Origin of the sequence: Streptomyces sp. MMBL 11-1, assembly GCF_028622875.1 — a bacterium.
Classification (GTDB): domain Bacteria; phylum Actinomycetota; class Actinomycetes; order Streptomycetales; family Streptomycetaceae; genus Streptomyces.
The window spans coordinates 513,788-537,070 of record NZ_CP117709.1 but is presented as its reverse complement, the minus strand read 5'-3'; the positions used below and the strand labels follow the sequence as shown (position 1 = coordinate 537,070).

General features: G+C 72.7%; 17 protein-coding genes. 9 read left to right on the top strand and 8 right to left on the bottom strand.

Features of this window, described 5'->3' with window-relative positions; all coding sequences use genetic code 11:
• Window positions 1-27 precede the first annotated feature (27 nt).
• The gene (locus PSQ21_RS02345) at window positions 28-1,161 is read right to left on the bottom strand and encodes an SDR family oxidoreductase (RefSeq protein WP_274028725.1); all 1,134 of its coding nucleotides are present in this window, start codon (window positions 1,159-1,161) and stop codon (window positions 28-30) included.
• Between the two features lie 826 nt (window positions 1,162-1,987).
• On the opposite strand from PSQ21_RS02345, the gene PSQ21_RS02340 reads away from it, so the two are divergent.
• On the top strand, window positions 1,988-3,328 hold the full coding sequence (locus tag PSQ21_RS02340) for a wax ester/triacylglycerol synthase domain-containing protein (protein WP_274028724.1): 1,341 nt from the start codon (window positions 1,988-1,990) through the stop codon (window positions 3,326-3,328).
• A 48-nt stretch (window positions 3,329-3,376) separates the two neighbouring features.
• Here PSQ21_RS02340 and PSQ21_RS02335 read toward each other — a convergent pair whose 3' ends face one another.
• A complete protein-coding gene (locus tag PSQ21_RS02335; protein WP_274028723.1) occupies window positions 3,377-4,750 on the bottom strand; it encodes an NAD(P)-binding domain-containing protein in 1,374 nt (457 codons plus the stop codon).
• Window positions 4,751-5,181: 431 nt separating this feature from the next.
• On the opposite strand from PSQ21_RS02335, the gene PSQ21_RS02330 reads away from it, so the two are divergent.
• From PSQ21_RS02330 to PSQ21_RS02320, 3 genes are all read left to right on the top strand, one after another.
• Window positions 5,182-5,796 (top strand): ABC transporter ATP-binding protein, encoded by a 615-nt coding sequence (locus PSQ21_RS02330; protein ID WP_097869109.1) that lies wholly within the window; start codon window positions 5,182-5,184, stop codon window positions 5,794-5,796.
• The gene (locus PSQ21_RS02325; RefSeq protein ID WP_274028722.1) at window positions 5,793-6,674 is read left to right on the top strand and encodes an ABC transporter permease; all 882 of its coding nucleotides are present in this window, start codon (window positions 5,793-5,795) and stop codon (window positions 6,672-6,674) included. The genes PSQ21_RS02330 and PSQ21_RS02325 overlap by 4 nt, the downstream gene beginning before the upstream one ends.
• 182 nt (window positions 6,675-6,856) lie before the next feature.
• A complete protein-coding gene (locus PSQ21_RS02320; protein WP_274028721.1) occupies window positions 6,857-7,378 on the top strand; it encodes a hypothetical protein in 522 nt (173 codons plus the stop codon).
• Between the two features lie 150 nt (window positions 7,379-7,528).
• On the opposite strand, the gene katG is transcribed toward PSQ21_RS02320, so the two are convergent.
• Window positions 7,529-9,784 carry a catalase/peroxidase HPI gene (gene katG / locus PSQ21_RS02315; RefSeq protein ID WP_274028720.1) on the bottom strand — a complete coding sequence of 752 codons (2,256 nt, stop codon included), beginning with the start codon at window positions 9,782-9,784 and terminating at the stop codon, window positions 7,529-7,531.
• A 373-nt stretch (window positions 9,785-10,157) separates the two neighbouring features.
• Between katG and PSQ21_RS02310 the strand changes: the two genes are divergently transcribed.
• On the top strand, window positions 10,158-10,568 hold the full coding sequence (locus PSQ21_RS02310; protein ID WP_274028719.1) for a Fur family transcriptional regulator: 411 nt from the start codon (window positions 10,158-10,160) through the stop codon (window positions 10,566-10,568).
• A gap of 13 nt (window positions 10,569-10,581) precedes the next feature.
• Here the strand turns inward: PSQ21_RS02310 and PSQ21_RS02305 are convergent, their stop codons facing one another.
• Window positions 10,582-11,796 carry a metallophosphoesterase gene (locus PSQ21_RS02305; RefSeq protein WP_274028718.1) on the bottom strand — a complete coding sequence of 405 codons (1,215 nt, stop codon included), beginning with the start codon at window positions 11,794-11,796 and terminating at the stop codon, window positions 10,582-10,584.
• Window positions 11,797-12,187: 391 nt separating this feature from the next.
• On the opposite strand from PSQ21_RS02305, the gene PSQ21_RS02300 reads away from it, so the two are divergent.
• A complete protein-coding gene (locus PSQ21_RS02300) occupies window positions 12,188-13,021 on the top strand; it encodes a PIG-L family deacetylase (protein ID WP_274028717.1) in 834 nt (277 codons plus the stop codon).
• A 212-nt stretch (window positions 13,022-13,233) separates the two neighbouring features.
• On the opposite strand, the gene PSQ21_RS02295 is transcribed toward PSQ21_RS02300, so the two are convergent.
• On the bottom strand, window positions 13,234-14,253 hold the full coding sequence (locus tag PSQ21_RS02295; protein ID WP_274028716.1) for a MarR family transcriptional regulator: 1,020 nt from the start codon (window positions 14,251-14,253) through the stop codon (window positions 13,234-13,236).
• Window positions 14,254-14,373: 120 nt separating this feature from the next.
• Between PSQ21_RS02295 and PSQ21_RS02290 the strand changes: the two genes are divergently transcribed.
• Both PSQ21_RS02290 and PSQ21_RS02285 read left to right on the top strand, forming a co-directional pair.
• A complete protein-coding gene (locus tag PSQ21_RS02290) occupies window positions 14,374-15,342 on the top strand; it encodes a hypothetical protein (RefSeq protein WP_274028715.1) in 969 nt (322 codons plus the stop codon).
• Window positions 15,343-15,517: 175 nt separating this feature from the next.
• Window positions 15,518-15,994, top strand: coding sequence for a hypothetical protein (locus tag PSQ21_RS02285; protein ID WP_274028714.1), 477 nt, complete (start codon window positions 15,518-15,520; stop codon window positions 15,992-15,994).
• 134 nt (window positions 15,995-16,128) lie between these two features.
• Here the strand turns inward: PSQ21_RS02285 and PSQ21_RS02280 are convergent, their stop codons facing one another.
• The 3 genes from PSQ21_RS02280 to PSQ21_RS02270 form a co-directional block, all read right to left on the bottom strand.
• Window positions 16,129-17,517, bottom strand: a complete 1,389-nt coding sequence (locus PSQ21_RS02280; RefSeq protein WP_274028713.1) for a serine/threonine-protein kinase — start codon at window positions 17,515-17,517, stop codon at window positions 16,129-16,131.
• Window positions 17,514-18,323 carry a serine/threonine protein kinase gene (locus tag PSQ21_RS02275; protein WP_274028712.1) on the bottom strand — a complete coding sequence of 270 codons (810 nt, stop codon included), beginning with the start codon at window positions 18,321-18,323 and terminating at the stop codon, window positions 17,514-17,516. The genes PSQ21_RS02280 and PSQ21_RS02275 overlap by 4 nt, the downstream gene beginning before the upstream one ends.
• 308 nt (window positions 18,324-18,631) lie before the next feature.
• On the bottom strand, window positions 18,632-20,305 hold the full coding sequence (locus PSQ21_RS02270) for a peptidase M23 (RefSeq protein WP_274028711.1): 1,674 nt from the start codon (window positions 20,303-20,305) through the stop codon (window positions 18,632-18,634).
• Between the two features lie 480 nt (window positions 20,306-20,785).
• On the opposite strand from PSQ21_RS02270, the gene PSQ21_RS02265 reads away from it, so the two are divergent.
• Window positions 20,786-23,038, top strand: coding sequence for a protein kinase domain-containing protein (locus PSQ21_RS02265; RefSeq protein ID WP_274028710.1), 2,253 nt, complete (start codon window positions 20,786-20,788; stop codon window positions 23,036-23,038).
• Window positions 23,039-23,283 lie beyond the last annotated feature (245 nt).

Genomic DNA, 23,283 nt, shown 5'->3' with positions numbered 1-23,283 from the left:
GCTCCAACGGGACGGGTCGGCTGCTGGTCAGGCGCACGGGGCGGACGGGAGGGCGGCCGGAGGGGCGCCCGGCGACAGCGGGAGCGCCTCGCCCCGGGGGGCCAGCCCGGACCACAGGTAGTCGAGGCCCACCGGGGCGCAGGCCGCCGACGGCCCGAGCCGGGTTCTGACCCGGGTGTCGTCGAACCGTCGCCGATGGGCGAGGTAGGCCGTCAGGCCCGGGTAGAAATCGAGCAGCGCCTCCAGCGCCGACGGGTCGTCCGGCTTGGCGGCGACCAGGTCGATCGAGAGGGGCACCAGCCGCTCCAGGAGGTCCACGACCGTGGGTACGGGCACATCGCGGTCGTGGACGACGTGGTACGTGTCGACCCCTCCCGACGGCGGCAACCCGGCCAGCCGCACCATGACGTCGGCAGCGTGCTCCACCTGCAACAGGTTCAGCCGGCCGTGCGGATGCCCCACCGTCCGGACGCGGAGCCGATCCCCGGTCCCCGCGGCACCGTGCGCGTCACGCAGGATCCGCTCGACGACCTGCAACGGGTGCGAGGGCAGCTCGGGGTGCGGCGGCAGGTCCGTGACCAGGACGCTCGGCCGCAGGACCAGGACCGGACGGTCGTGCTCCCGCGCCCACGCGTGAACCAGCAGCTCCGCCTCGTACTTGGACTGCTCGTAGGCGTTCTCGAAGCCGTCGGCGGCGTCCAGCTCGTCCTCGTACGCCACCCCGGTGCGCCGCCCGCCGGCCACGAAGGCGGTACTCACATGACGGACCACGGGTGCCCCGCTGCCCGCGGCCGCCAGGTCCAGCACGCACCGGGTCCCTTCGACGTTGGTCCGTCGCAGCTCGGGAAGGTCCCCTTCCAGATTGATGCTGCCCGCGCTGTGCCAGATCGTGCCGAGGCCGTCGGCCAGCTCCTGGAAGTCCCGTCCCGACAGGCCCAGCCGTGGCAGCGTCAGGTCGGTCTCCACCACCCTGAGCCGCTGGGGGAGTTCGGCGACGAAGGCCTCCGGCGAGCCTGTCAGTTCGAAGAACCGGGCAATGCGGTGCAGAGCGTTCCCCGAACCGGCATGGGCCAGGACCGTCACCGTCCGGTGCGTGGCGAGCAGCCGGCGGAGCAGGCGCAGTCCGAGGAATCCGGTGGCGCCGGTGAGTGCGACGTGCACGAGCGTGGCTCCAAGGGCGGTGAGAGGGGCGGTCCCTGGCCGGGTGCGGAGGGTGGAGGCGGGGGCAGCGCCGTGGCGGCGACCGGGTGCGGGGAGCGGATGTCACCGGCCGTCCCGCATCGCGGATACGTGACGACGATCGCACCGCGCACGGTCCGGGCGTCCGGCCGATCCGGTGCGGCCGTGCTCGCCGGCTCCCCGGTGGCCCGTCCGACGGGGTCTCTCGGCCCTCGCAGGCCGGTGATCTCCGGCGCACGGCACACAATGGCAGACGGCGAACGGGACACGCGCCTCGATTCCTCCCGCTCACCCGAACGAAGTACGTCGCACCCCGGCCGGTGCGCTTCCCCACGGTTCGGGGCGCGGAACGCCGCCGACTGCGCGGACCGGGCTCGCGGGACCACCGGACACGGCCGGGCCCCACGGTGGTGATCGGAGCCCCATCCCTCTTTCGAGGGAACCCGCCGCAGAGGACCCGGACCGCCCCCTCAGCGGTCGGCATGCCGACGGCGGCCGCCGTCGCGTGGGGCCGCGGGCACGCCGGGACACGGGAACCGGGAGCCGCGAGGCCCGGGAGCGGATACGGTCGGCGGCCGCCGGAGCCGACAGGAATCCGGCCGCCGAGGCCGGGGCGGCGGGCGGGCGCCGCATGGACCGGTCCCGGCCGGTGGTCATCCTGATGGCCGGACGGACCGGGCAGCGTGCCGCGGCCGGCCGGGCGGCCCACCCGGCACGCCGGTGGCCTCCTGCCGCTCTCCGCTCGCGTCCCTCCGCCCCTCTGCCGTCAACGTCATCGCCTCCGGCCCGAATGGGAGCACCGAACCCCATGCCCGATCCCGAGCAGCCCACCCTGCCCGCCCCGTCCGACCGATCCGACCGGCGGATTCCTTCGCCCCGCCACCCCACCCACGCGGTCGACCGCGCGTTCCTCGAACTGGAGCGCCGTCGGCCCGACGTCCGCTGGGACGCGGGCGGCGTCGCGTATCTCAGCGGTCCGCCCCCGGCTCTGGCGGACCTTCGCGCGTACGTGGGCCACCGCCTCGGCGCACTGCCGCTGCTCACGAGCCGGGTGGAGGGAGGCCGCCGGCCCCGGTGGCAGCCGGCCGGGGACTTCGCCGTCGACCGGCATGTGCACGAGGTGGTCGCCGACGGACCCGACGGCTGGGACCGCGCCCTGCACACCGCGCTCAACGCCCCGTTCGCCCCCGGCTCCTACTGGGGGATCTGGCTGATCCACGGCCACGATCCCGACGCGTACGCCGTCTGCTACCGCTTTCACCACGCCTGCCAGGACGGCTCGGCCGCCGCCATGACCTTCCGGGCCATGCTGGGCGAGGGGGAGCCGTCGGCGCGCCCCGTCCCGGGCCGGAGCCGTCCGTCCGGAGTGCCCCGGCGGGCCGGTACGGCCGTCGCCCTGGCCACGAGGTTCGTGGCCGGCTCCTTCGCCGTTCGCGGTCACCGCCCGGACGCGGCCTTCGCGCCTTCCGGCGAGCGGCGGCTGTGGCGGGGCCGCGCACCGGTGGACACCCTCCGCCGGATCGGCGCCGGGCGGGGCGGCTCGGCCCACGATGTCCATCTGGCCGCGCTCGCCGGGGCGTTGTCGGTCTGGTCGGCACGCGCCGGGGTGCCGCTTCCCCGGGTGACGGCCGTACTGCCCGTCGACGCCCGGCGCGCCGACGAGGAGCAGACGTGGGGCAACCGCTGCTTCGCCCTGCCGCTCGACCTGCCCGTGCGGACCCGCTCGCGGCACCCGGACGGTTCCGGGGACGGGGAGGCGTCCCTGCGACGCCTGGATCAGGTCATGGCGACCACCCGGAAGCTGCGCGGCGAGACATGGCGGCAGGCCATCCAGGACCTGGTCCGCTTCATGCCGGACGGCCCCACCGAGTGGTACCTGCGCAGGATGCTCTCGCCACGCGTCACCAACGTCATGGCCACCTCCATGCCGCTCGCCGACAAGGGGAGTCTGGGCGAGACGCAGGTGACGGGGACCGCCCTGTTGCCCCTGCTCGTGCCGGGGCATCTGTTCGCGGTGGGGCTGTCGTTCTTCGGCGACTGGGCGGAGGTGTCCTTCGTCGCCGACCGCGCCCTCCCGCTGGGGGAGTTGCTGCCGGAGCTGTGGCAGCGGGCCGTGGACGAGCTGACGGAGAGCTCGACGCCCACGTGAGCCGGGCGGGTGCTCCTCCGTACCGACCGCACGGAGCGGGCCGGGGGATCACACGGCGTCGGACGTGGATGTGGACGCGGGCGCGGGAGGGGCCGCGGCGGACCGGGGCGGGAGCGCGCCACGGGCCCGCCGCCTGCCTGCCCGGAGTTCCCGCCGGAGGGCCCGCCGGTAGGAGCGGATGTCGATCTCGATCCCGTGACGGTAGGTGGGCGCGTAGGCCTTCTCGTGCTGGTGCCACGCGCGGGCGATCGCCCGTGTCATCTCCGCCGGCGCCGGCAGGCGGACCGTTCCCTCGATCAGGTCGGCCACCCATGCGGCTTGCGGTTCGAGCAACGGGAAAGCCGCGCCCGCTGGTTGAGCGAGTCCCATGAAGTAGAGCCCGGGGAGCCGGGGCGGCACCGTGCGCAGATAGAGCTCCGTGCGGCCACCCGGGGCGGCGAACACGGAGGGGTCCAGGAAGGGGAACGAGAGGGAGTACCCGGTGGCGTACACCACGGCGTCCACCCTCTCGCGGCTGCCGTCCGTGAAGGCCGCCGTGTCCCGGCCGAAGGAGCTGACGCCGGGCTTAGGGGTGACCGCGCCCCGGGCGAGCTGGACGAGGAGCTCGTCCGAGGTCGAGGGGTGAGCGGCGAGGGGCCCGCGGACCGGTTCGGGAAGCCCGTAGTGGGCGGGGGCGCCACGGGTCAGCCGCAGGAGAAGCGCCATCGCCGGGCCCTTGAGGAACCGGGGGAGGGCGGCCAGCGGGCTCACCGCCAGGTGGTCGGCCGGCCGGCCGAGCAGCATCTTGGGAAACACGTGCGCCACGTCGCGCGCGGAGAGGAACGTCCGGGCCGCCGTACGGGAGATCTCCGCCGCGATCTCGCACGCGGAGTTGCCCATGCCGATCACGAGCACCTGCCGGCCGGCGTACGGCTCGGGGGAGCGGTAGGCGTGCGAGTGGAGAGCGGAGCCCCCGAAGACGTCGGCGCCCGGAACGGCAGGGTCCGGGAACCGCGGGTCCCAGTGGTGCCCGTTGGCCACCACCACCTCGGTGTAGCGCCGAGTCCGGGCCTCCGCCTCCCCACGGCGCCGGTGGACGACCTCCCAGCCGCCGTCGTCCAGGGGCCGTACGGAGGTGACCTCCGTGCCGAACCCGATGTGCCGGTGCAGGTCGAACGACGCGGCGTACTGCTCCAGGTAGGCGAGGACCTTGCTGTGGTGCGGGAAGACCGGGTAGCTCTCCGGCATCGCCAGCGAGGAGAAGGACATGCTCTCCTTGGAGATGTTCGCGTGCAGGGACGCGTACACCCCCGACATCCCGTTGTCGTTGCCGTAGCGCCAGAGTCCGCCGATGCCCGAACCCGCCTCGAAGCAGTCGAAGGGAAGGCCGCGCGAGGCGAGGACCTTGCTCGTGGCCAGTCCGGACGGGCCTGCTCCGATCACGCACGTTCTCCGCATGGCTGACCGGCCTCTCCCTGTGCGTACCTGTGTGTGACGACGGCTCCATGCCCGTGGCACCGGTGCGTGGAGCGGGTCACGCTAGCCACCGCCCGCCGCCCCGGGAGCGGTTGTCGGCGGTAGTCCCGTCGCACGCGTGACGGGTGGTGCGCCGGGTTGACGCCGGGCGGGCGGGCGCGTGTGCGGTGCCGTTTCCGCCGCGCGGCCGGCTCGTTGGGCACGAGCGGATCGGTTCCGCCCAGGGCGTGTCGCGACCGTAGCGCCGTCCGCCCGGAGGCCGCCGAGCAGGCGGGACTTCGCGGACACGACCCGGCCGGACACCTTCTGGCCGGGCGCCGGGCCGGGCGCCCGCCGACCGGCCGGCCGAGGAGGGGTTCCGCGGCCGTAGCGAAGACCTGGTACGACGGAGCGAGACGATGGACGTCCACGATGTGCACCACTCCTACCGGCAGCACGCCGTTCTCCGGGGAGTCGACCTCCGGCTACGGCCCGGCACCCTCGCCGGAATCGTCGGGGAGAACGGCGCGGGCAAGACGACGCTGCTGAAGATTCTCTCGGGTGAACTCAGGCCGGACCGGGGTTCGGTGCGTCACCACGGCAGGTTCGGCTACTGCCCGCAGTCCGTGGTTCTGGACGACTCCTTCACCGTCCGCCAGCATCTCGACCTCTTCAAGAGCGCGTTCGGTCTCGCGGACCTGCGGCGGGCCGAAGAGGTGATGGAGACCCTGGCCTTCACCGAGTACCTCGACCGGCGTGCGGGCCTGCTCAGCGGGGGCTCGCGGCAGAAGCTGAACCTGACCCTGGCACTCATGCACGATCCGGACGTGCTCCTGCTGGACGAGCCCTACCAGGGGTTCGACTGGGAGACGTATCTGCGCTTCTGGGAGCTGGCGACGAGGCTGCGCGACGCCGGGCGTTCGGTCCTGGTCGTCTCGCACCTGGCGTACGACATCGACCGGCTGGATCTGCTCTGGCGCCTGGAGAACGGGCGTCTCCACCGCCCGGAACGGCCCACGGAGGCGGCGGCGTGAGGCGGCACTGGCTCCTGTTCGTCACGGCGTCCCGGTACGCGTTGACCGGGCACGCCCGCAACCGGTTCGCGATGCTGCTGGTGGTCGTGTACATCCCCGTATGGATCGCTCTCGCCTATGTGACCATTCCCGATCAGCCGGCCCCGTTCCGCCTCCGGGCCACCGGCGAGATCCTGTCCCCGCCCGGCAACCACCTCACCCAGATCACCGGTGCGCTGAACGCGGTCACACTGATCGCCGGGTTCATGATGTTCGCGGCCACCTTCACGGGAGGCGCTTTCGACCGCCGCCTGGCGATGGCGGGCTACCCTCGGTATCACCTCGTCCTCGCCAAGCTCTCCGCGCTCACGCTGGTCTGTATCGCCGTCTCGGCGTACGCCACGGTCGTCGTCGCAGTCGCCTGGCCGCCGCGACAGCCCCTTCTCCTCGCCGCCGCCCTGTTCTGCGCGGCTCTGACCTACGGCGCGCTCGGCGTGGTCTTCGGATCGGTACTCCGCCGGGAGGTCGAGGGCATGTTCGCCATCCTGATGATCAGCATCCTCGACGTCGCCCTGCAGAACCCCCTCTCCAGCTCCGGGTCGGACAGCGCCGTCGTGCGTTTCCTCCCGACGTACGGAGCTGTGCAGGCCAGCATGTCCGCGGCCTTCTCCGACGCCTCGGCCGCCCGAGGGCTCGTGATCCAGGGCCTCTGGCTCGTCGGCGCCGCGTCGGCCGGGTTCCTGGTGTTCCGCCGGCGGACCCGCAACGCGCTCCGGACGGGACGGACGAGAGGGATTCCCTCTCCTCGCGGACGCGGACGCGGGACGGCCGAGGGCCCGCGCGCGCCCCTGCCCGCGGCGGAGTCCGGCCCGTCCGCGGAACACGTGGGGCCCGGGTGATCCCGGGACGGCCGGAAGGCCCGGCCTCTTCGCCCGTCGCACGGACGGCCGACGAGCCCGTGTGCCCCGGCTTGTTCCGGCGAAAGGCCCGTGACCTGCGAAAGGCGGTGATCGTTCTGAAGCCGTCGGGCGCTGACGTGGTGCCCGTACCGCCACACTCCCCGTGCAAGGAGCACTGCCCCATGACTCTTTCGCGTACCGTCCAGCGCGCCGCCCTCACCGCGGCTCTCCTGTCCGTCTCCGCCCTGGCCGCCCCCTCCACCGCCCAGGCGGCCCCGCTGCCTCCCGCCTGTCAGGAGGCGCTGCTCGAAACCCTCGACAAGTTCCCCGTCGTGGACTTCACGGTCCCCGACAAGGCCAAGAACACCATGCTGGGCGAGGTGCTGGGGCTGAGCGAGGCCGACCAGGCGGTGTTCACCGAGGCGGCGTGCGCGGCCTGGAACACCTGGGCGACGCAGAACGGCCAGGCCGTAGCGGCGGACCTGGACACCCGCTACCGGAACGCCGCCGGACCCGTGTGCAACAAGTTCGCCAGGTCCTCACTGGCAACGATCAAGAAGTACGCCCCGAACGTGCCCGCCGAGACCCGTGAGCTGGAGAAGCTGGCCAAGAAGGTCTGGACGAACTCCATGGAGAAGCTGGCCGCGGAGGCTACCAACGCCGATTGCCGTACGGCCTACAACGCGGTGAAGACCGGCTGGTAGCAGGACAGCGGCCGGGCGTCGCCGCTCCTGGCCGCTCTTGCTGTCCCTCTCCGCGTGCCCTGTGCCGGGACCACAGCGAAGCCTCGCCCCCGCGCGGCCGCAGGCTCGGCCGGGGCCGCGCCGAGCAGGCGGCGGGCCCCGGCCGCGCGGTCAGACCAGGTCGAAGCGGTCGAGGTCCATGACCTTGCTCCAGGCGGCGACGAAGTCCGTCACGAACTTCTCCCGGGCGTCGTCACTCGCGTAGACCTCGGCGAGGGCACGGAGTTCGGAGTTGGAGCCGAAGACGAGGTCCGCGCGGGTGCCGGTCCACTTGATCCGGCCGGTCGCGTCGCGGGCCTCGAACTCCTCCTGCTCCGAGGACGTCGACTTCCAGGTGATGTCCATGTCGAGCAGGTTCACGAAGAAGTCGTTGGTCAGCGTGCCCGGGCGGTCGGTGAGGACGCCGTGCGTCGAGCCGCCGGAATTGGCGCCCAGCACGCGCAGACCGCCGACCAGGACGGTGGTCTCCGGCGCGCTCAGCGTCAGCAGGTTCGCCCGGTCCAGGAGCAGGTACTCGGCGGGCAGCCGGGCCGCCTTGCCGGCGTAGTTGCGGAAGCCGTCGTACGCGGGCTCCAGCGCGGCGAAGGACTCGACGTCCGTCTGATCCTGCGTGGCGTCGACCCGGCCCGGGGTGAACGGGACCTCCACCTCGACGCCGGCGTCCTTGGCCGCCTGCTCGACGGCCGCGTTGCCCGCGAGCACGATCAGGTCGGCCAGGGAGACCTGCTTGCCGCCCTTCGCGTCGAAGGACTCCTGGATACCTTCCAGAGCGCGCAGGACCTGTGCCAGCTCGTCCGGGTCGTTCGCCTCCCAGCCGCGCTGCGGCTCCAGACGGACCCGGGCGCCGTTGGCGCCGCCACGCTTGTCGCTGCCGCGGAAGGACGCGGCCGAGGCCCAGGCGGCGGAGACGAGCTGCGCCACCGTCAGGTCCGTGGCGAGCACCTGCTCCTTGAGCGCGGCGATGTCCTCGGCGTCCAGCAGCTCAGCGGTGCGCGCGGGCAACGGGTCCTGCCACAGCAGCACCTCGGAAGGCACCTCGGCGCCCAGGTAGCGCTGGATCGGGCCCATGTCGCGGTGCGTCAGCTTGTACCAGGCGCGCGCGAAGGCGTCCGCGAACTCCTCGGGGTTCTCGTGGAAGCGGCGCGAGATCTGCTCGTACGCCGGGTCGAAGCGCAGCGACAGGTCCGTGGTGAGCATCTGCGGCTTCTGCTTCTTCGACGCGTCGTGCGCGTGCGGGATGGTCGCCTCCGCGTCCTTGGCGACCCACTGCTTCGCACCGGCCGGCGACTCGGTCAGCTCGTACTCGTACGCGAAGAGGTTGTGGAAGAACTCGTTGCCCCACTGCGTCGGGGTGCTGGTCCAGGTCACCTCCAGACCACTGGTGATGGCGTCCCCGCCCTTGCCCGTCCCGTACGAGCTGCGCCAGCCCAGGCCCTGCTCCTCCATCGAGGCGCCCTCGGGGTCCGCGCCGACGTTCTCGGCCGGGCCCGCTCCGTGCGTCTTGCCGAAGGTGTGGCCACCGGCGATGAGGGCGACGGTCTCCTCGTCGTTCATCGCCATCCGGCGGAAGGTCTCGCGGATGTCGCGGGCCGCGGCGACCGGGTCCGGGTTGCCGTTGGGGCCCTCGGGGTTGACGTAGATGAGGCCCATCTGGACCGCGCCGAGCGGGTTCTCCAGCTCACGGTCGCCGGTGTAGCGCTCGTCGTCGAGCCAGGTGGTCTCCGGGCCCCAGTAGACGTCCTCCTCCGACTCCCAGACGTCCTCGCGGCCGCCGGCGAAGCCGAAGGTCTTCAGGCCCATGGTCTCCAGGGCGACGTTGCCGGTGAGGATCAGCAGGTCCGCCCACGACAGCGCCTGGCCGTACTTCTTCTTGACCGGCCACAGCAGACGGCGGGCCTTGTCCAGATTGCCGTTGTCCGGCCAGCTGTTCAGCGGGGCGAAGCGCTGCTGACCGGCGCCCGCGCCACCGCGGCCGTCGCTGATGCGATACGTGCCGGCGCTGTGCCAGGCCATGCGGACCATCAGCGGCCCGTAGTGGCCGAAGTCGGCCGGCCACCAGTCCTGCGACGTGGTGAGCACCTCGGCGATGTCCCGCTTCACCGTGGGAAGGTCGAGCGCCCGGAACGCGGCGGCGTAGTCGAAGTCCGCACCGAGCGGGTTCGCCACGGCGGGGTTCTTGGCGAGAATCTTCAGGTTGAGGCGGTCCGGCCACCACTGGCGGTTCCCGCCGCCCTGCGTGGGGTGCGGCGCGCGGCCGTGGGCCACGGGGCAGCCGCTCGCCTGGGCCTCGGGCACCTCGGGGACGGCCGTCTCCGGCGACTTCGGGGTGACGGGATCAAAGACCTGCGACTCGTGGTTCTCGGTCATGGCAATCCTTCCGGACCCGGTGGGTCGTGGGGGCGCTGAACGGGGGAGGAGGATTCGGTCCGTGCAGGAGGGCCACGCTGTATGCCAGGTCTCGCCGCAGCCGTCCGTACACCTCACGGACCGCCGGACCGGACGGTCCCGGGCGGTGCGGCGAGGACGGCGCTCGTCGGCGCCGCGCGGTCGACCGGCGGTGTCCCACCACGCTTCTCTGCTGCCGTACCGGAGTCTTCCTGTCTCTTGGATGTCGCCGGGATCGATCCTACGATGGACTTCGTCCAAGTCAAGAAGTGCGCTAAAGCGATAATGGCCGGGATGCGACGTCCTTGGACCTTCCGGGGTCGCGCGTCCCCCGCGAAGCGGAGCAGGTGACGAGATGAGCGACCTCCTTCAGCGGCTACGGGACCGTGGCTGGCGGCTGACCTCGCAGCGGCGGGTCGTCGCGGAGGTCCTCGACGGCGACCACGTGCACCTGACGGCCGACGAGGTGCATCTGCGGGCCTCCGCGCGGCTGCCCGAGATCTCCCGCGCGACCGTCTACAACACGCTGGGGGAACTCGTCACGCTCGGCGAGGTGCTGGAGGTCTCCACCGTCGGCCGGGCCAAGCGCTACGACCCGAACGCGCGCCGCCCCCATCAGCACCTGGTGTGCTCCGGCTGCGGCACGGTCCGCGACGTCCACCCGGTCGGCGATGCCCTCGGTGACCTGCCCGAGACCGAGCGGTTCGGGTTCGCCGTCGGCTCGGCGGAGATCACCTACCGCGGCTTGTGTCCGGCCTGCGCCTGACCGCCGGCGCACGTCAGCCGGACGGCTGCGGGGAGCGGAGCACGAGCAGGGTGATCTCGCTCGGGGCGAAGACGCGGAAGGGCGGGCCCCAGAAGCCGGTGCCGCGGCTGGTGTAGAGGAGAGTGCGATCGCCGTGGCGGCTGAGGCCGGCTACGGACGGCTGGTCGAGGCGGACCAGGTAGTGGAAGGGCCAGATCTGGCCGCCGTGGGTGTGCCCGGAGAGCTGGAGGTCGATGCCGTGGGCCGCCGCGCGGTCGATGAACTTGGGCTGATGGGCGAGGAGGAGGACGGGGAGACCGGGGTCGGCGCCGTGCAGGGCTCCGGCGAGGTGGGCGCGGTGGCCCGCCAGTCCGGAGGACTCGGCGGTGACGTCGTCGACGCCGGCGACCACGAGGGTGTCACCGCCGCGTTCGAGCAGCAGATGGCGATTGCGCAGCGGCTCCCAGCCCAGCTCGTCCATCAGGTCGACCCAGCCCTGGGCCTCGCTGTAGTACTCGTGGTTACCGGTGACGTAGACCCGGGCCCGGGTCGCCCGCACGGTACCCAGCGGGGCGGCCTGTGCGCGACGGCGTTCGGCCGTGCCGTCCGCGATGTCGCCGGTGTGGCAGACCAGGTCGGCCTCCAGGGAATTCACCGTCTCGCAGACCCGCGCCGACCAGCGGGCGCGGTCGAGCGGACCGTAGTGGGTGTCGGTGATCAGGACGACGCGGGTCCCGTCCAGCCCCGCCCCCAGGCGCGGGAGCCGCACGTCGAGCCGGCGCACACGTGGCACGCGCCGTGCCTCGGCGTACCCCCAGGCGAGCAGCGTGGCGGCGACGCCGAGGACGGCCCAGGTGACCACGCGCGCCCGGTCCTGCCCGTCACCGACGCCGCCCACGGTCAGGGCGAGCCGCAGCAGGACTCCGAGCAGAACGGACCAGGTGAACAGGGTCCAGACGCAGCCCAGCAGCGTGTCACCGATGATCGCCGCCCGGTCCTGCTGTCGCCGGCCGTGGCCGCGCACCATCGCGAGCGGCATACCGGCCAGGCCGAGGGCGAACAGCGCGGTGCCGGTCAGGGTGACGGGGATCGGCCAGTGCTGGCCGGTGTGCAGAAGAACCCAGCACGGCACGGTCCACAGCAGGACGGGGGCGACCAGTGGGATGTAGCGCATCAGACGCTGGAGCCGGCTCCGTGGCGCCCCGGGTGCTTCACCGGCGTCGGACCGGGTGTCGCTGGTCTCGGTCATGCTTCCCCTCCTGATGCGCTGTCCCGCGGATCGTGCCCTGACGGAGCCGGGCGGAGCCGTGCGGTGTTTATGGCACAGCACAGCACAGCACAGCACAGGACAGCCCGGCCCGGACGGTGTACCGGCCGTCAGCCCGCGGCCCGACATGACACCAACGTCCATGCCCTGCCCCCGCTCCGGTGCTCCCTGTCGAGAATGGTGGGCCCGGTCGGGAACAGTCGGCCCTGTCGGCGCGGTTGCACCGTTCAAGGGACCGGCGCCGTGCGGGCGGGGGGACACGGGGGCCGCGGGGCCGTCCGCCCCGTCGGGATTCCGGGCCCCGGGATCGTGTCACGCACGCACCCACGCCGCCGGCCCGGACCACGACGTATCTCTGCGGGAGGACCTTTTCATGACCGACCGGCCCTTGACTCTCATGGCAGTGCACGCCCACCCCGACGACGAGGCCACCGGAACCGGAGGGGTCCTTGCGCGGTACGCGGCGGAAGGCATACGCACGGTTCTCGTGACGTGTACCGACGGCGGCTGCGGTGACGGACCGGGGGGTGTCAAGCCCGGCGACCCCGGACACGATCCGGCGGCCGTCGCCTCGATGCGCCGTCGGGAGCTGGAGGAGAGTTGCGACGTCCTCCGGATCAGCGATCTGGAGACGCTGGACTACGCCGACTCCGGGATGATCGGCTGGCCGAGCAACGAGGCTCCCGGATCGTTCTGGCAGACCCCGGTGGAGAAGGGCGCCGCCCGACTCGCGGAGCTCATGCGGCACTACCGCCCCGATGTCGTCGTCACCTACGACGAGAACGGCTTCTACGGCCACCCCGACCACATCCAGGCCCACCGCATCACCATGGCGGCGCTGGAGATGACCGAGCTGACGCCGAAGGTGTACTGGACGACGATGCCCCACTCGACGATGCGGCGGTTCGAGGAGGCCATGCGCGAGTTCCACGAGGACATGCCCGAACCGGATCCCGCCGAGGCAGCCGCGATGGCCGAGATCGGCCTCCCCGACGACGAGATCACCACCTGGGTGGACACCACCGCGTTCAGCGGCCAGAAGTTCGACGCCCTGGCCGCGCACGCCAGTCAGGGCGAGAACATCTTCTTCCTCAAGATGGGCAAGGAGAGGTTCGGCGAGCTGATGGGCATGGAGACCTTCCTGCGCGTGCAGGACCCCACCGGCACGTCCGTGCCCGAGAAGGACCTTTTCGCCGGACTCCGCTGACCCGCCCGTCCCCTGCGCCCCGGACGTACCGCTGCGCCATGGACGTACCGGGGGCCTGCGCCGTAGGCGTACCGGCGTCCCACCCGTGGACGTACCGGCGCGCATGTCCGCGCCGTACATCGTGCGGTAGTCCGGTACGACGACGCCCGGCCGGACCGGCCGGGCGTCGTCATACCGGTCCGGGGCGCCGAGCAGCCGGGCTCTCCTGCCCGTCACCCTGCCCGACGGCCCGCTCCGGTGGCTGCCCGGATCACGGACGCGCCCGCCGGTGTGAGCGTGTGCAGCACGGTCGGGCCGCTGCGGACGCTGGTGACGAGTCCCGCGTCGCGCAACGCCGTCGCGTGTCTGCTGGCGGAGGAGGCCGACACCCCGGCGGCGCGCGCGATCTCACCGGTCGTGGCGCCGGCGGACACGGCGCACAGGGCGATCGCCCGGGCCCGCCCGAGCAGGGTGGTCAAGGGCTGCCCGGGAGCGTCCGCGCTCCCCCCGGAGCTGTCGGAAGCGTCCGACTCATGGAGCAGCGAGTACCAGAGCACGGGCGGCAGTTCCGGGTCGGCGAAGGCGACGGGCTCACCCCAGTTGAAATACGAGGGGACGAGCGTGAGCCCGCGGCCGCTCAGGTACAGGTCCCGGTCCTCGGCCTGCTTGGGGTAGGTGACCTCCAGGACCGGAGGACGCCAGCGCAGCAGCGGCCCCAGCCCCGCGAGCATGCCCTCCACGCCGCCGTCGAGGAGCGCACGGCAGCGCGCCGCCCGCTCGGCCTCGATCCTCGCCTGCACCTGCTCGGTGTGCGGGACGACGACGGACTCGTAGTAGGCGCGCAACATCCCCACGAACTCCTTGCGGGCTTCCAGCCCTGCCAGTCGTCCGGCCCACGAAGGGGCCCCGATGGTCCGGTCGAGGATGCCCATCTCCTTGAGGACCCGGTGCGGAGTCGTGGCCAGCACCGAATCCATGCCCGCGGCCATGCCGCCCGCCCCCTGTGCCGGAGTCAGGAAGTCCGGGAAGTACGCGGCTCTGGGATACAGCGGCAGCAGAACGCCGCGTACGAGGCGTTCCAGCCCCTTCTCCCGCAACTGCTCCCGTGCCGCCCGGTGCCATCCGGCGTAGGCCCACCGGCCCTTGCGGGACTGGAGCCGGTGCAGACTCGCGGCGATCTCCCACAGCGGGTCCGGGCCGGCGGCCAGTCTGGTTCTGGCCAGGTCGACCTCGCTGAAATGTATGCGGAGCATCCCGTTCTCCCCCCTGAACTGAGCTTTTGCGCTGCGGCGCAACAGCCTTGGTTCACCGTCACCGGCTGGGCGATCGTAGGAGGCAGAGGTCAGGGCACGATAAACGGGGGATCAACGGGCATGAGAGGCATGTTTAGTTCCGTCTGCGCGGGTGTCGGGTTGGCCGCCGTCACCGCGGTCACCGCCGTCGGCTGCACCACGGGGGCAACGGTCGATCCGGCCGGATCCGACCGGCCGCGCGCCGCCGCCGCGCGGGGCGCGGAGACCCGTGATCTGACGGACGCGGAACAGGTCCTGATCCAGCGTGCCGAGGCGATGCTCACCCAGGAGTGCATGAAGCGGGCGGGCCACCCGTACTGGATCGGGTCCCTGCCGACGGCGGACGAGCTGAAGGGGGGCGGCTACGTTCTGAGCGATGTCGGCTGGGCGCGCAGGCACGGCTACGGCGGAGAGCTGGAGAAGAAGTCCGAAAGGGCCCGTCTGAACGACCCGAACGCCGCGTACGCCAACGCTCTGTCGGAAGCGGAGCGCGTCCGCTACTCCCAGGCGCTCAGCGGTGACCCCGCGAAGGGCATGCTGTCGGTCGAACTGCCCTCGGGCGGCACCGTCCAGACCCCACGCGAAGGCTGCCGGGCCGAGACCGGGGAGCGGCTCTACGGCGACCCCGAGACCTGGTTCCGCGCCAAGAAGACCGCCACGAGCCTGACCCCCCTCTATGTGCCGGACCTCGTCAAGGACGAGCGCCTGGTGAAGGCGGTCAGGGCGTGGTCCCGCTGTATGCGCGCGGCAGGCCACGACTATGCGAGCCCCGAAGAGATCCGCGAGAAGCGGTACGTGCTCACCAGGGGACTCAGCCCCGCGCGGGCACACGCGACCGAGGTCGGACTGGCGGTCGCCGAGGCCACCTGCTCCGTGCAGACGTCGCTGGGCGATACGGCACGCTCCCTCGAACGGGAATACCGCGGCAAGAAGCTCCAGCGGTACAGCGACGACATCGCGACCTACCAGCGCCTGAGACTGACCGCGCTGGCCCGGGCCGAGGGCGTCGTCGGCCAACAGCCCGAAAACACCGAATTGCCCGGCCCCTGACCCTCTGGCCCCTGCCCCACTGGCCCCTGGCCCCTGCCCACTGGCCTCTGGCACCTGACCGCGTGGTCCCTGACCGCCCGGCTCCTGACCGCCCGGTCCCTGGCCTCCCGGATTTCCGCAGCATCGCAGCTACGGAGCCTTTCGCAGCACCCTATTGAAGGAGAAGTGACGCGCCATGCGTAAAATCCCCGCCATCCTGGCGACTCTCGCCCTCGCGAGCCTCGGAGCGATCGTCCCCGCGACCACCGCGCAGGCCGCCGCGAACTGCAGCGACAACTACACGGCGGCGAAGTCCGGGTACATGTACGCCTACAAGCACGCCTACTGCGAGAGCCACCTCGGCAACTCCGCCAGCTGGGACTCGGACTGGGGCAACAGCTCCGGACCCTTCCAGGGCGGTGACACCAACGAGGCGTCCTCGATCCTGAACAAGGGGAACGACTACGAGCTCCAGTTCTTCAACGGGACCGGACAGGACTGGGCGGGCGGCCACATCTGCCTGTCGAGGGACGAGGCCTACGCCTCCAACCTCAACAACGACGAGTTCCACAACAACACCGGCCCCGAGGACGAAGGCAAGGCCAACGACGCCATCAGCTCCCACCGCTGGGTCGCCCCGAACAGCAACAACTGCGACCGCTGGGCGACGTGACCGCGCGGGCTCATGGCTGAGCCGCCGCATCCGGGGCACGGCCCACCGGTCCACCACCGGTGGGCCGTGCCCCGGCCGTCACCCTGATCGCCCCCCCGGACGGGGTGATGACGCGGTGCGACGACGGACACGACCTAGAAGCACTCCGGCAGCGCCGGGCGCTCCTTGGCCCGCACCGCGGGGAGCCACGCCGTCGGGGGCTCCGAGCCGGGCGGCAGACGGACGCGGAACCAGTGGGTGGACCGGCGGTCCTCCTCGTCGATGATGGTCTCCCCGTCGCGCACCAGGCAGTCGGTGCTGAGGACGTCTCCGTGCCACACCCTGGTCGGTACGACGTTCTCCGAGGTGTAGGGCCGCACCGGATCGATCGCGAGACCCAGGCTGCACCGAGGGTCCCGGTCGCTCCGTCCCCGGCAGTCCCGCTCCGCGTTGTACACCTGGACCGTGCCGGGCGGCTCGGTGCTCGCGCGGCCCGGGGGCACGGGGGCGGCCGTCCGGAGCCCGTCCGAGGACAGCGTCGCGCCGGCGATCCCGCACAGGGCGGTGGCCAGGACGGCCGCGCGGGCCCGGGCGCCCCGCTGTCCCGCCCTGGCCCCGGGCGCCTCCCGGTGGGCGGCGATGCGGGCGAGCAGGCTCTCCGCCGTATGGGGGGCGCGGGCCTCGTGGGTCGGGGCGAGGCAGTCGGCCGCCAGCGCACGCCAGAACGGCGGCACGGCCTGGTCCATGCGCAGGGGCGCGCGTCCCTGGCCGTACTCCTGGACCGCGGCGCCCCGGGCCATGGGCGTGGCCCCGGGGAACGGCGAGCCGCCGGACGCGAACACCTCGTGGATGACGATGCCGAGCGCCCAGATGTCCGCGGTCGGCCGCACCCGTACGCCGAGTTCGCCGAGGGGCGCCCGCCAGCGCTCGGGCGGGAAGTAGTCCAGGGTGCCCAGCGGAGGCACATGGGCGTGCGTTCCCGTCAGCTCGGTGGCGAGGCCGAAGTCCGAGAGCTTCACGGACCGGCCCCTGCCGAGCAGGACGTTCTCCGGTTTGAGGTCCGCGTGGACCCAGCCCGACCGGTGGAGATGGGCGAGCCCCTCGCAGATGCCCTCGATCAGCCCGCCGCGATCGGCCTCGGGCGCCCCCGCGTCGATCAGTTCCCGCAGACTGCCGACGGCCCGCTCCATGACCAGCACGATCGCGCCCTCCAGTGAGGGGCTGTCGGACGCGGTGAGAACGAACGACTCCAGGAGGCCGATCAGCCGGGGGTGCCCGGCCCTGCGCCCGAGTTCGACCTCGCGGCGTGCGGACTCCACGATTCTGCGTGCCTGGCGCGGCGCGAGTCCGGCGGTCGGCATGACCTTGAGCGCGACGCCGGCCGGGCCCGCGCGGTCCCCGGCCGGTCGCGCCGCGTACACCGTGGACCAGCCCCCGGAACCGATCGGCCGGGTGACCACCCAGTCCCCGATCCGGTACCCGGGCGGGAGCAGCTCCGCGCCGTCGCCGCCGGTGGTGTCCCGCGGGCCGTGCGGCGGTCTCATCGGGTGGCCTGCCGCTCCCGCCCGCCTGCCCCCGTCAGGGGCGGCAGCAGCGCGAGATGCTCCTCCCGCACGAGCCCGAACCGCAGTGCCAGCGCCACGATCTCCTCCCGCTTGCCGTTGCGCCGGTCACCCTTGCCCGCCTCGTGGGTGTCCGGACCGCCGATGCGCAGCTTCTCCTCGGCGAGGTAGTCGATGTGCGAGCTGACCGCCCGTGCGGTCAGCTCGCCCCCGGTGAGGTGTCCGCCGAGCCGCTCGACGATCCGCGGCGTGGTGGGGACCGCCACGCGCGACTGGTCGCGCAGGCGCGGTTCGCAGAGCGCGACCAGGACGAGGAAGTACGTGGCCGTCTCGTTCAGCGAGTAGGCGGTGACCGTGCTGTTCCCCCGGGGCCCGCCCATCGCGTCCGGGTCCAGATAGAGGTGGTCGGGCGCGAACACCTGGAAGGAGATCGCGACGTCGCCGCGGGTCGGCAGCACGACGCGCGCGAACTCGAACGGGATGGGCGCCCCCACGCGTCGCGGCGGCACCCGCAGGTATTCCCCCGCCCCTTCCGGGTTCTCCACGAGGTAGCTGTGGGTGGTGCTGTGGTTCGTCAGCTGCCAGTGATCGTCGATGACCCGGATCTCCCCGGCGAGCCGGGAGATCGCCGGGTCGTCGAGGCACAGCTCGACGGGGACGGCCGTGGAGCCCCGTCCGAAGCGGGCGGCCTCGCCGGGGCCCAGACGTAACGTCACCGTGTCTCCGTGCGGTCTGCCGCCGGCGGCACCACCGTTCCCCTGCGGCAGATGGACGACTACGCCGCTCACCGCTCCCCCCGTCCTCTTTGTGGCCAGTCGGACCAGCGGAACGATACTCATCCCGCGGGGGAGTTCACCGGTCCACTTCGGCCACATGGCTGGAGTTCGTCGTCCGACGCCATGGATGCCCCGTTCTGCGCGGGGCGCAGTGGGGAAGGTCACCGGGGGGAGGGCCGGAGCCCCGGATCGGGGGAGGGGCGGCGCGGACTCCGTGCCCGGGCCACCCCTCGCTTGGCGCGATTCATACGCCCGGAATACCTCGTACGCTGTGTGCCCTCCGCCCGGAGGGCGTACAGCCCGGGCCGAGGTGCGGGAGGTCAGCCGACGGCGGGACCCGCGGAGTCGTTGAGCCAGAGCCACGCGGACCAGGTGGCGAAACCGGTCTGCCAGCGGTGATAGACGCCGGCGTGGCTCGTGCCGAACACTTCGATGCGGCCGTCTGCGTTGTTGACCGCACCGATGGCCGTGCCGCCTTCGCCGAAGGCCTCCCATGCGGAGAACTCCGCGTTCGGACGGGTCTGCCAGGCATGGCCCGCGGTGCTGCCGTTGATCGCGAACACCTCGACCCGGCCGTCGGCCGACCGCGCCGTGGCCAGCTCGGAGTCGGGGATCCCGCCGGTGCCGGTCCACGCCGACCACGAGGCCGGACCGGTCTGCCAGCGGTGGAACACGCCTTCGGCGTTGGAGGCGAACACCTCGATCCTGCCGTCCTGGTTGTGACTGACGGCGACCGCGTGCCCTCCGGTACCGAAGTTCTCCCAGGCGGACCACGCGCCGTTGACGCCGGTCTGGTACAGGTGCTCGAACGTCGAGTCGGACAGCGCGAAGACCTCCAGCCGCCCGTCGGGCGCGGTCTCCATGGCGAGTCGCGCGTCGGCCGGTCCGCCGTGGGTGCCTTCCCAGCCGGACCAACCGCCGCTGGGCGCCGTCTGCCAGCGGTGGAACACCCCTTCGGCGTTGGAGGCGAACACCTCGATGCGGCCGTCGGCGTTGTTGCCGGCCGCCAGCCGGCTCCCCCCGGTGCCGAAGTTCTCCCAGGCGGACCACCCGGCACTCGCACCGGTCTGCCACATGTGATCGAACGTCACGTCCGACAGCGCGAACAGCTCCAGACGTCCGTCCGCGTTGGCCGCCACCGATAGCTGGGCGTCGCGCGGGCCGCCCGCGAACCGCCACGGCGACCAAGCGCCGTTCACCGTGGTCTGCCACGCGTGGTACACCCCGTCCGCACCGGCGGCGAACGCCTCCAGACGCCCGTCCGCGGACCGGCCGGACACGACCCGGCCGGAGCCGTACGGGTGCCGGGGCCCGCCGCTCGTACCGGACCACAACGCGTTCGCGATCAGCGTGGCGTCGCCCGCCTCGATCCCGTACAAGTGGCGCAGGTCCTCCCGTGGTTGCTGCACCCGCCAGCACACCTCGCCGATCGGCGCCCCGTTCCACGAACCGGCCGGGTACCGCCGCTCCATGTCGTTGAGAAAGGCGTTGGTGGCGTAGACCGGGTCCAGGCGCTGCTCCCGGCTGCCCCACCAGTCCTGCTGCTGGAACAGCCCGATGCTGGTGTGGTCGACGGCCTGGGAGTAGTTGTTCATGCTCGCTTCCACGATGATCGTGGCGATGGCGATCGCCGCGGCTCTCGGGTTGAGCCCCCGGTCCTTCACCGCCTGCGTGACCATCCGCGCGCAGGACATCTTGTACGCGTTCAGATAGCCGGCCATCTTCGCGTCGAGCTGCGGGTTGAGCTGGTCGGCCAGGAGTTGGTCGGTGGCCGACGGACCGGCGGGATCGCACGGTGCCGTCGGGATCGCCAGGCCCTGAGGGCCGCTGAAGTACCGGGAGACACCGGTCCGGTCGCCGTCCGGCGGCGGTACGGGTCCGGGCCGGGCGGCAGTGGCCGGGGCGGTCATGCCGATGACCAGCCCCCAGACGACGGCCACCAGGGCGAGTCCGGTGAGTCTGCGGTGGAAGCGGTACGGGCCGCGTCTCTCCATGGGGTGCCTTTCGTCGTGAACTCCGGTCGATGGCCGCCGACCGGAGAAGGCACCGGGGGCATGCCGATGGAATCGGCCGTCCCCCGGGCTTCGTCGCCCCGCGTCCGCCACCGCCGGGGCCGTGAGGCGCGGGAGGACCGCCCGGGGAGGAACGCGGGCGAGCACCGGAGCGCGGTGGCGTCGTCGCGGTCGGTGGTGGCGGTCGTCGGTATCGCTGCTCCCCGGGGTCCGGACGGCTCGGGCTTGCGGACGCCGTCGACAAGGTAGTGGGGGGCGTGCCGGGCCGGGCATCCGGAACGATCCGGAGTGACATCCGGGAGCCGTGTCACTCCCGGGCCCTTCACCGCGGTCCGACGTGGGGCCGGTGCCTGTTCGTCACCCGCTTTGTGCCGCAGTACCGCCCTGCGGCTAGTTTGGACGCAGCACAGGTGAGCGGGCCCGTAGTGGCAGAGACGCACGGGGGACGGGAGGTCGGGAAGAGTGTCGCTGCGCGGAGGTGATCCGGTCGAGATCGGCGGTTATCCGCTGGAGGGGCGGCTCGGTTCGGGCGGCATGGGCACGGTCTTTCTGGCCCGTACGAGCTCGGGGCGGCCTGTCGCGATCAAACTGATCCACCAGCAGTTCGCGGGCGACGACGAGTTCCGGATCCGTTTCCGGCAGGAGGTGGCCGCCGCGCGACGGGTGAGCGGGGCGTTCACCGCCGCCGTGGTCGACGCGGCCCCCGAGGCCGAGCAGCCGTGGATGGCGACGACCTATATCGAGGGGCCCACGCTCGCGCAGCGCATCGCCGCGAACGGCCCGCTGGACGGAGCGGAGCTGAGGCGGCTCGCCATCGGACTGGCCGAGGCGCTGCGCGACATCCACCGGGTGGGAGTCGTCCACCGCGATCTGAAACCCTCGAACGTCGTGCTCTCGCCCGAGGGCCCCCGCGTCATCGACTTCGGCATCTCGCGCGCGGTGGACCAGCAGACGCTGACGATGACCGGGCGGGTCATCGGTACGCCGCCCTTCATGTCGCCCGAGCAGTTGCAGGCGCCGCGCGGAGTGGGGCCGCGGTCCGACGTCTTCTCCCTGGGGACGCTCCTGGTGTACGCGGCGACGGGTCATGGGCCCTTCGACGCGGACAGCCCCTATACGACGGCCTATCAGGTCGTGCACGAGGAACCGTCGTTGGACGCCGTGCCGGAGGCCTTGCGGGCGGTCGTCGAGCCGTGCCTGGACAAGGAGCCCGAAGGGCGCCCCTCGGCGGACGAACTCCTCGTGCTGCTGCGGGACCTGCCCGCCGAACTCGGCGCGGCCAGGGCCGGCGCCCCCGGTGCGGGCCGCACCCGCGACATGAACACGCAGGCTCACCTTGCGACGGGGGACACGACGACCCCGGCGCGAACCACCCCGACGGGCCCCGGGACGGGGAGCACCGCCACACCGGCCGGCGGCCGTCTGCGCAGCCGGTGGCGGCCCGTGCTCGCGGCGGCGGTCGCGGTGGCGGCGATCGGCGGGGGACTCGCCGCGCTGACGACGGGCGGCTCCGACGGCAGCGGCGGCACGAACCCCGGCGGCACGGGGCGGGGACAGAGCACCGCGGCACCGGCGGGCGCGCTTCCGCACGGCTTCGAGCCGTGGCGCGGGACCGTGCCGGGCGGCCGTGAGGACATCCCCGACGAACTGCGGTGCGTCGCGCGGGGCGACGCGCTGTTCTGCGGGGGCGGGGGTGTCGTCGCGACCCGTCTCAGGGCTCACGACGGGTCCCGGGTGTGGACGGCGAAGAGCCCGGGCGTCCCCGTCCAGGGCATGCACATGGTGGGCGCCACCGACGACACGGTGCTCGGCTACCGCTTCGCCGCCGAGGACGCCCCGAAGGGCCCTCGGAGCGAGGTGGTGGCCCTCGACGCCGCCAGTGGCCGGGAGCTGTGGTCCGTACCGTCCGGCGCCCAGTCGACGGCCGTCACGGGCCGGACCATGGACGCCGTCGTGGTCGGCTCCGCCGTGGTGACGGTCGACGCCTCCAACTCCCGCTTCGAGGCCCGGGACGCCCGCAGCGGAGAGATCACCTGGACGACGCCGTTCCCCGTCGGCACGCAGTGCGCCCCCGTTCCGCTGCGCCCGCGGCTCCTCGCGATGTGCGCGGCCGACGTGGAGGTGGACGACCTGCGCGTGCGCCGCCCCACCCTGCGCACGCTCGCGCTCGCCTCCGGGGCATTGGGCAGGCCGGTGGAGGTCGACGGCCCCGTCGTGCCGGTGGGTGCCGCCCGCGGCAGGCTCGTCCTCCTCTCGAAGCACTACGAGGGAGCGGCGCCGGCCGGGTACGACGGAGTGGCGCGGTTCGACCCGGCCACGCGGAAGGTCACCTACGCACGGTTCGACAAGGTGTACGACGGCACGCCCGGCATGGCGGACGGCACCGTCCACGTGAGCGGACAGGCCGGTCTCGTCACGGCGTTCGACTCCGCGACAGGGCGGAGGAAGTGGTCGCGTCAGACGGGCGTGGAGGGTGCGTCGGGCCCGGCGGCGGGAGCCGGTGCGCTGTACTTCAGCTCGGCCACCGGCCGGGTGGTCGCGTTGTCGCCGGACAGCGGCAAGCCGCTGTGGACGACGGATCCCCGGGTCGACGGTCTGACGGGCGAGCAGAACGCGAGCCCCCGCGTGACCGTCGCGGGGCGCGCGGTGTTCGTGGCCGCGGCCGCGAACACCCTCTTCGCCTTCGACGCGCGGAGGCCGCCGAGGTCGGGCTGACCCCGCGGGCCCGCCTCGCGGGGCGGTCGCTCGTCGGCGCGCTCCCGGCGCTCGGCGCCGACATCGCGGCGCATCACGCGATCGAGGGCGTGGTGCCGCTGACTGGCGCGGTCACCGTCACCGTGTACGGCTCCGGTAGAAGTCGCGGCCCCGGGTGTCGTTCCAGCACCCGGAGATACCCGGCCCGTTCCGCCCCGCTCCGCCCGGACGGCCGGCGTGGAGCGCCAGAAGCCGGCGAGGGCGGC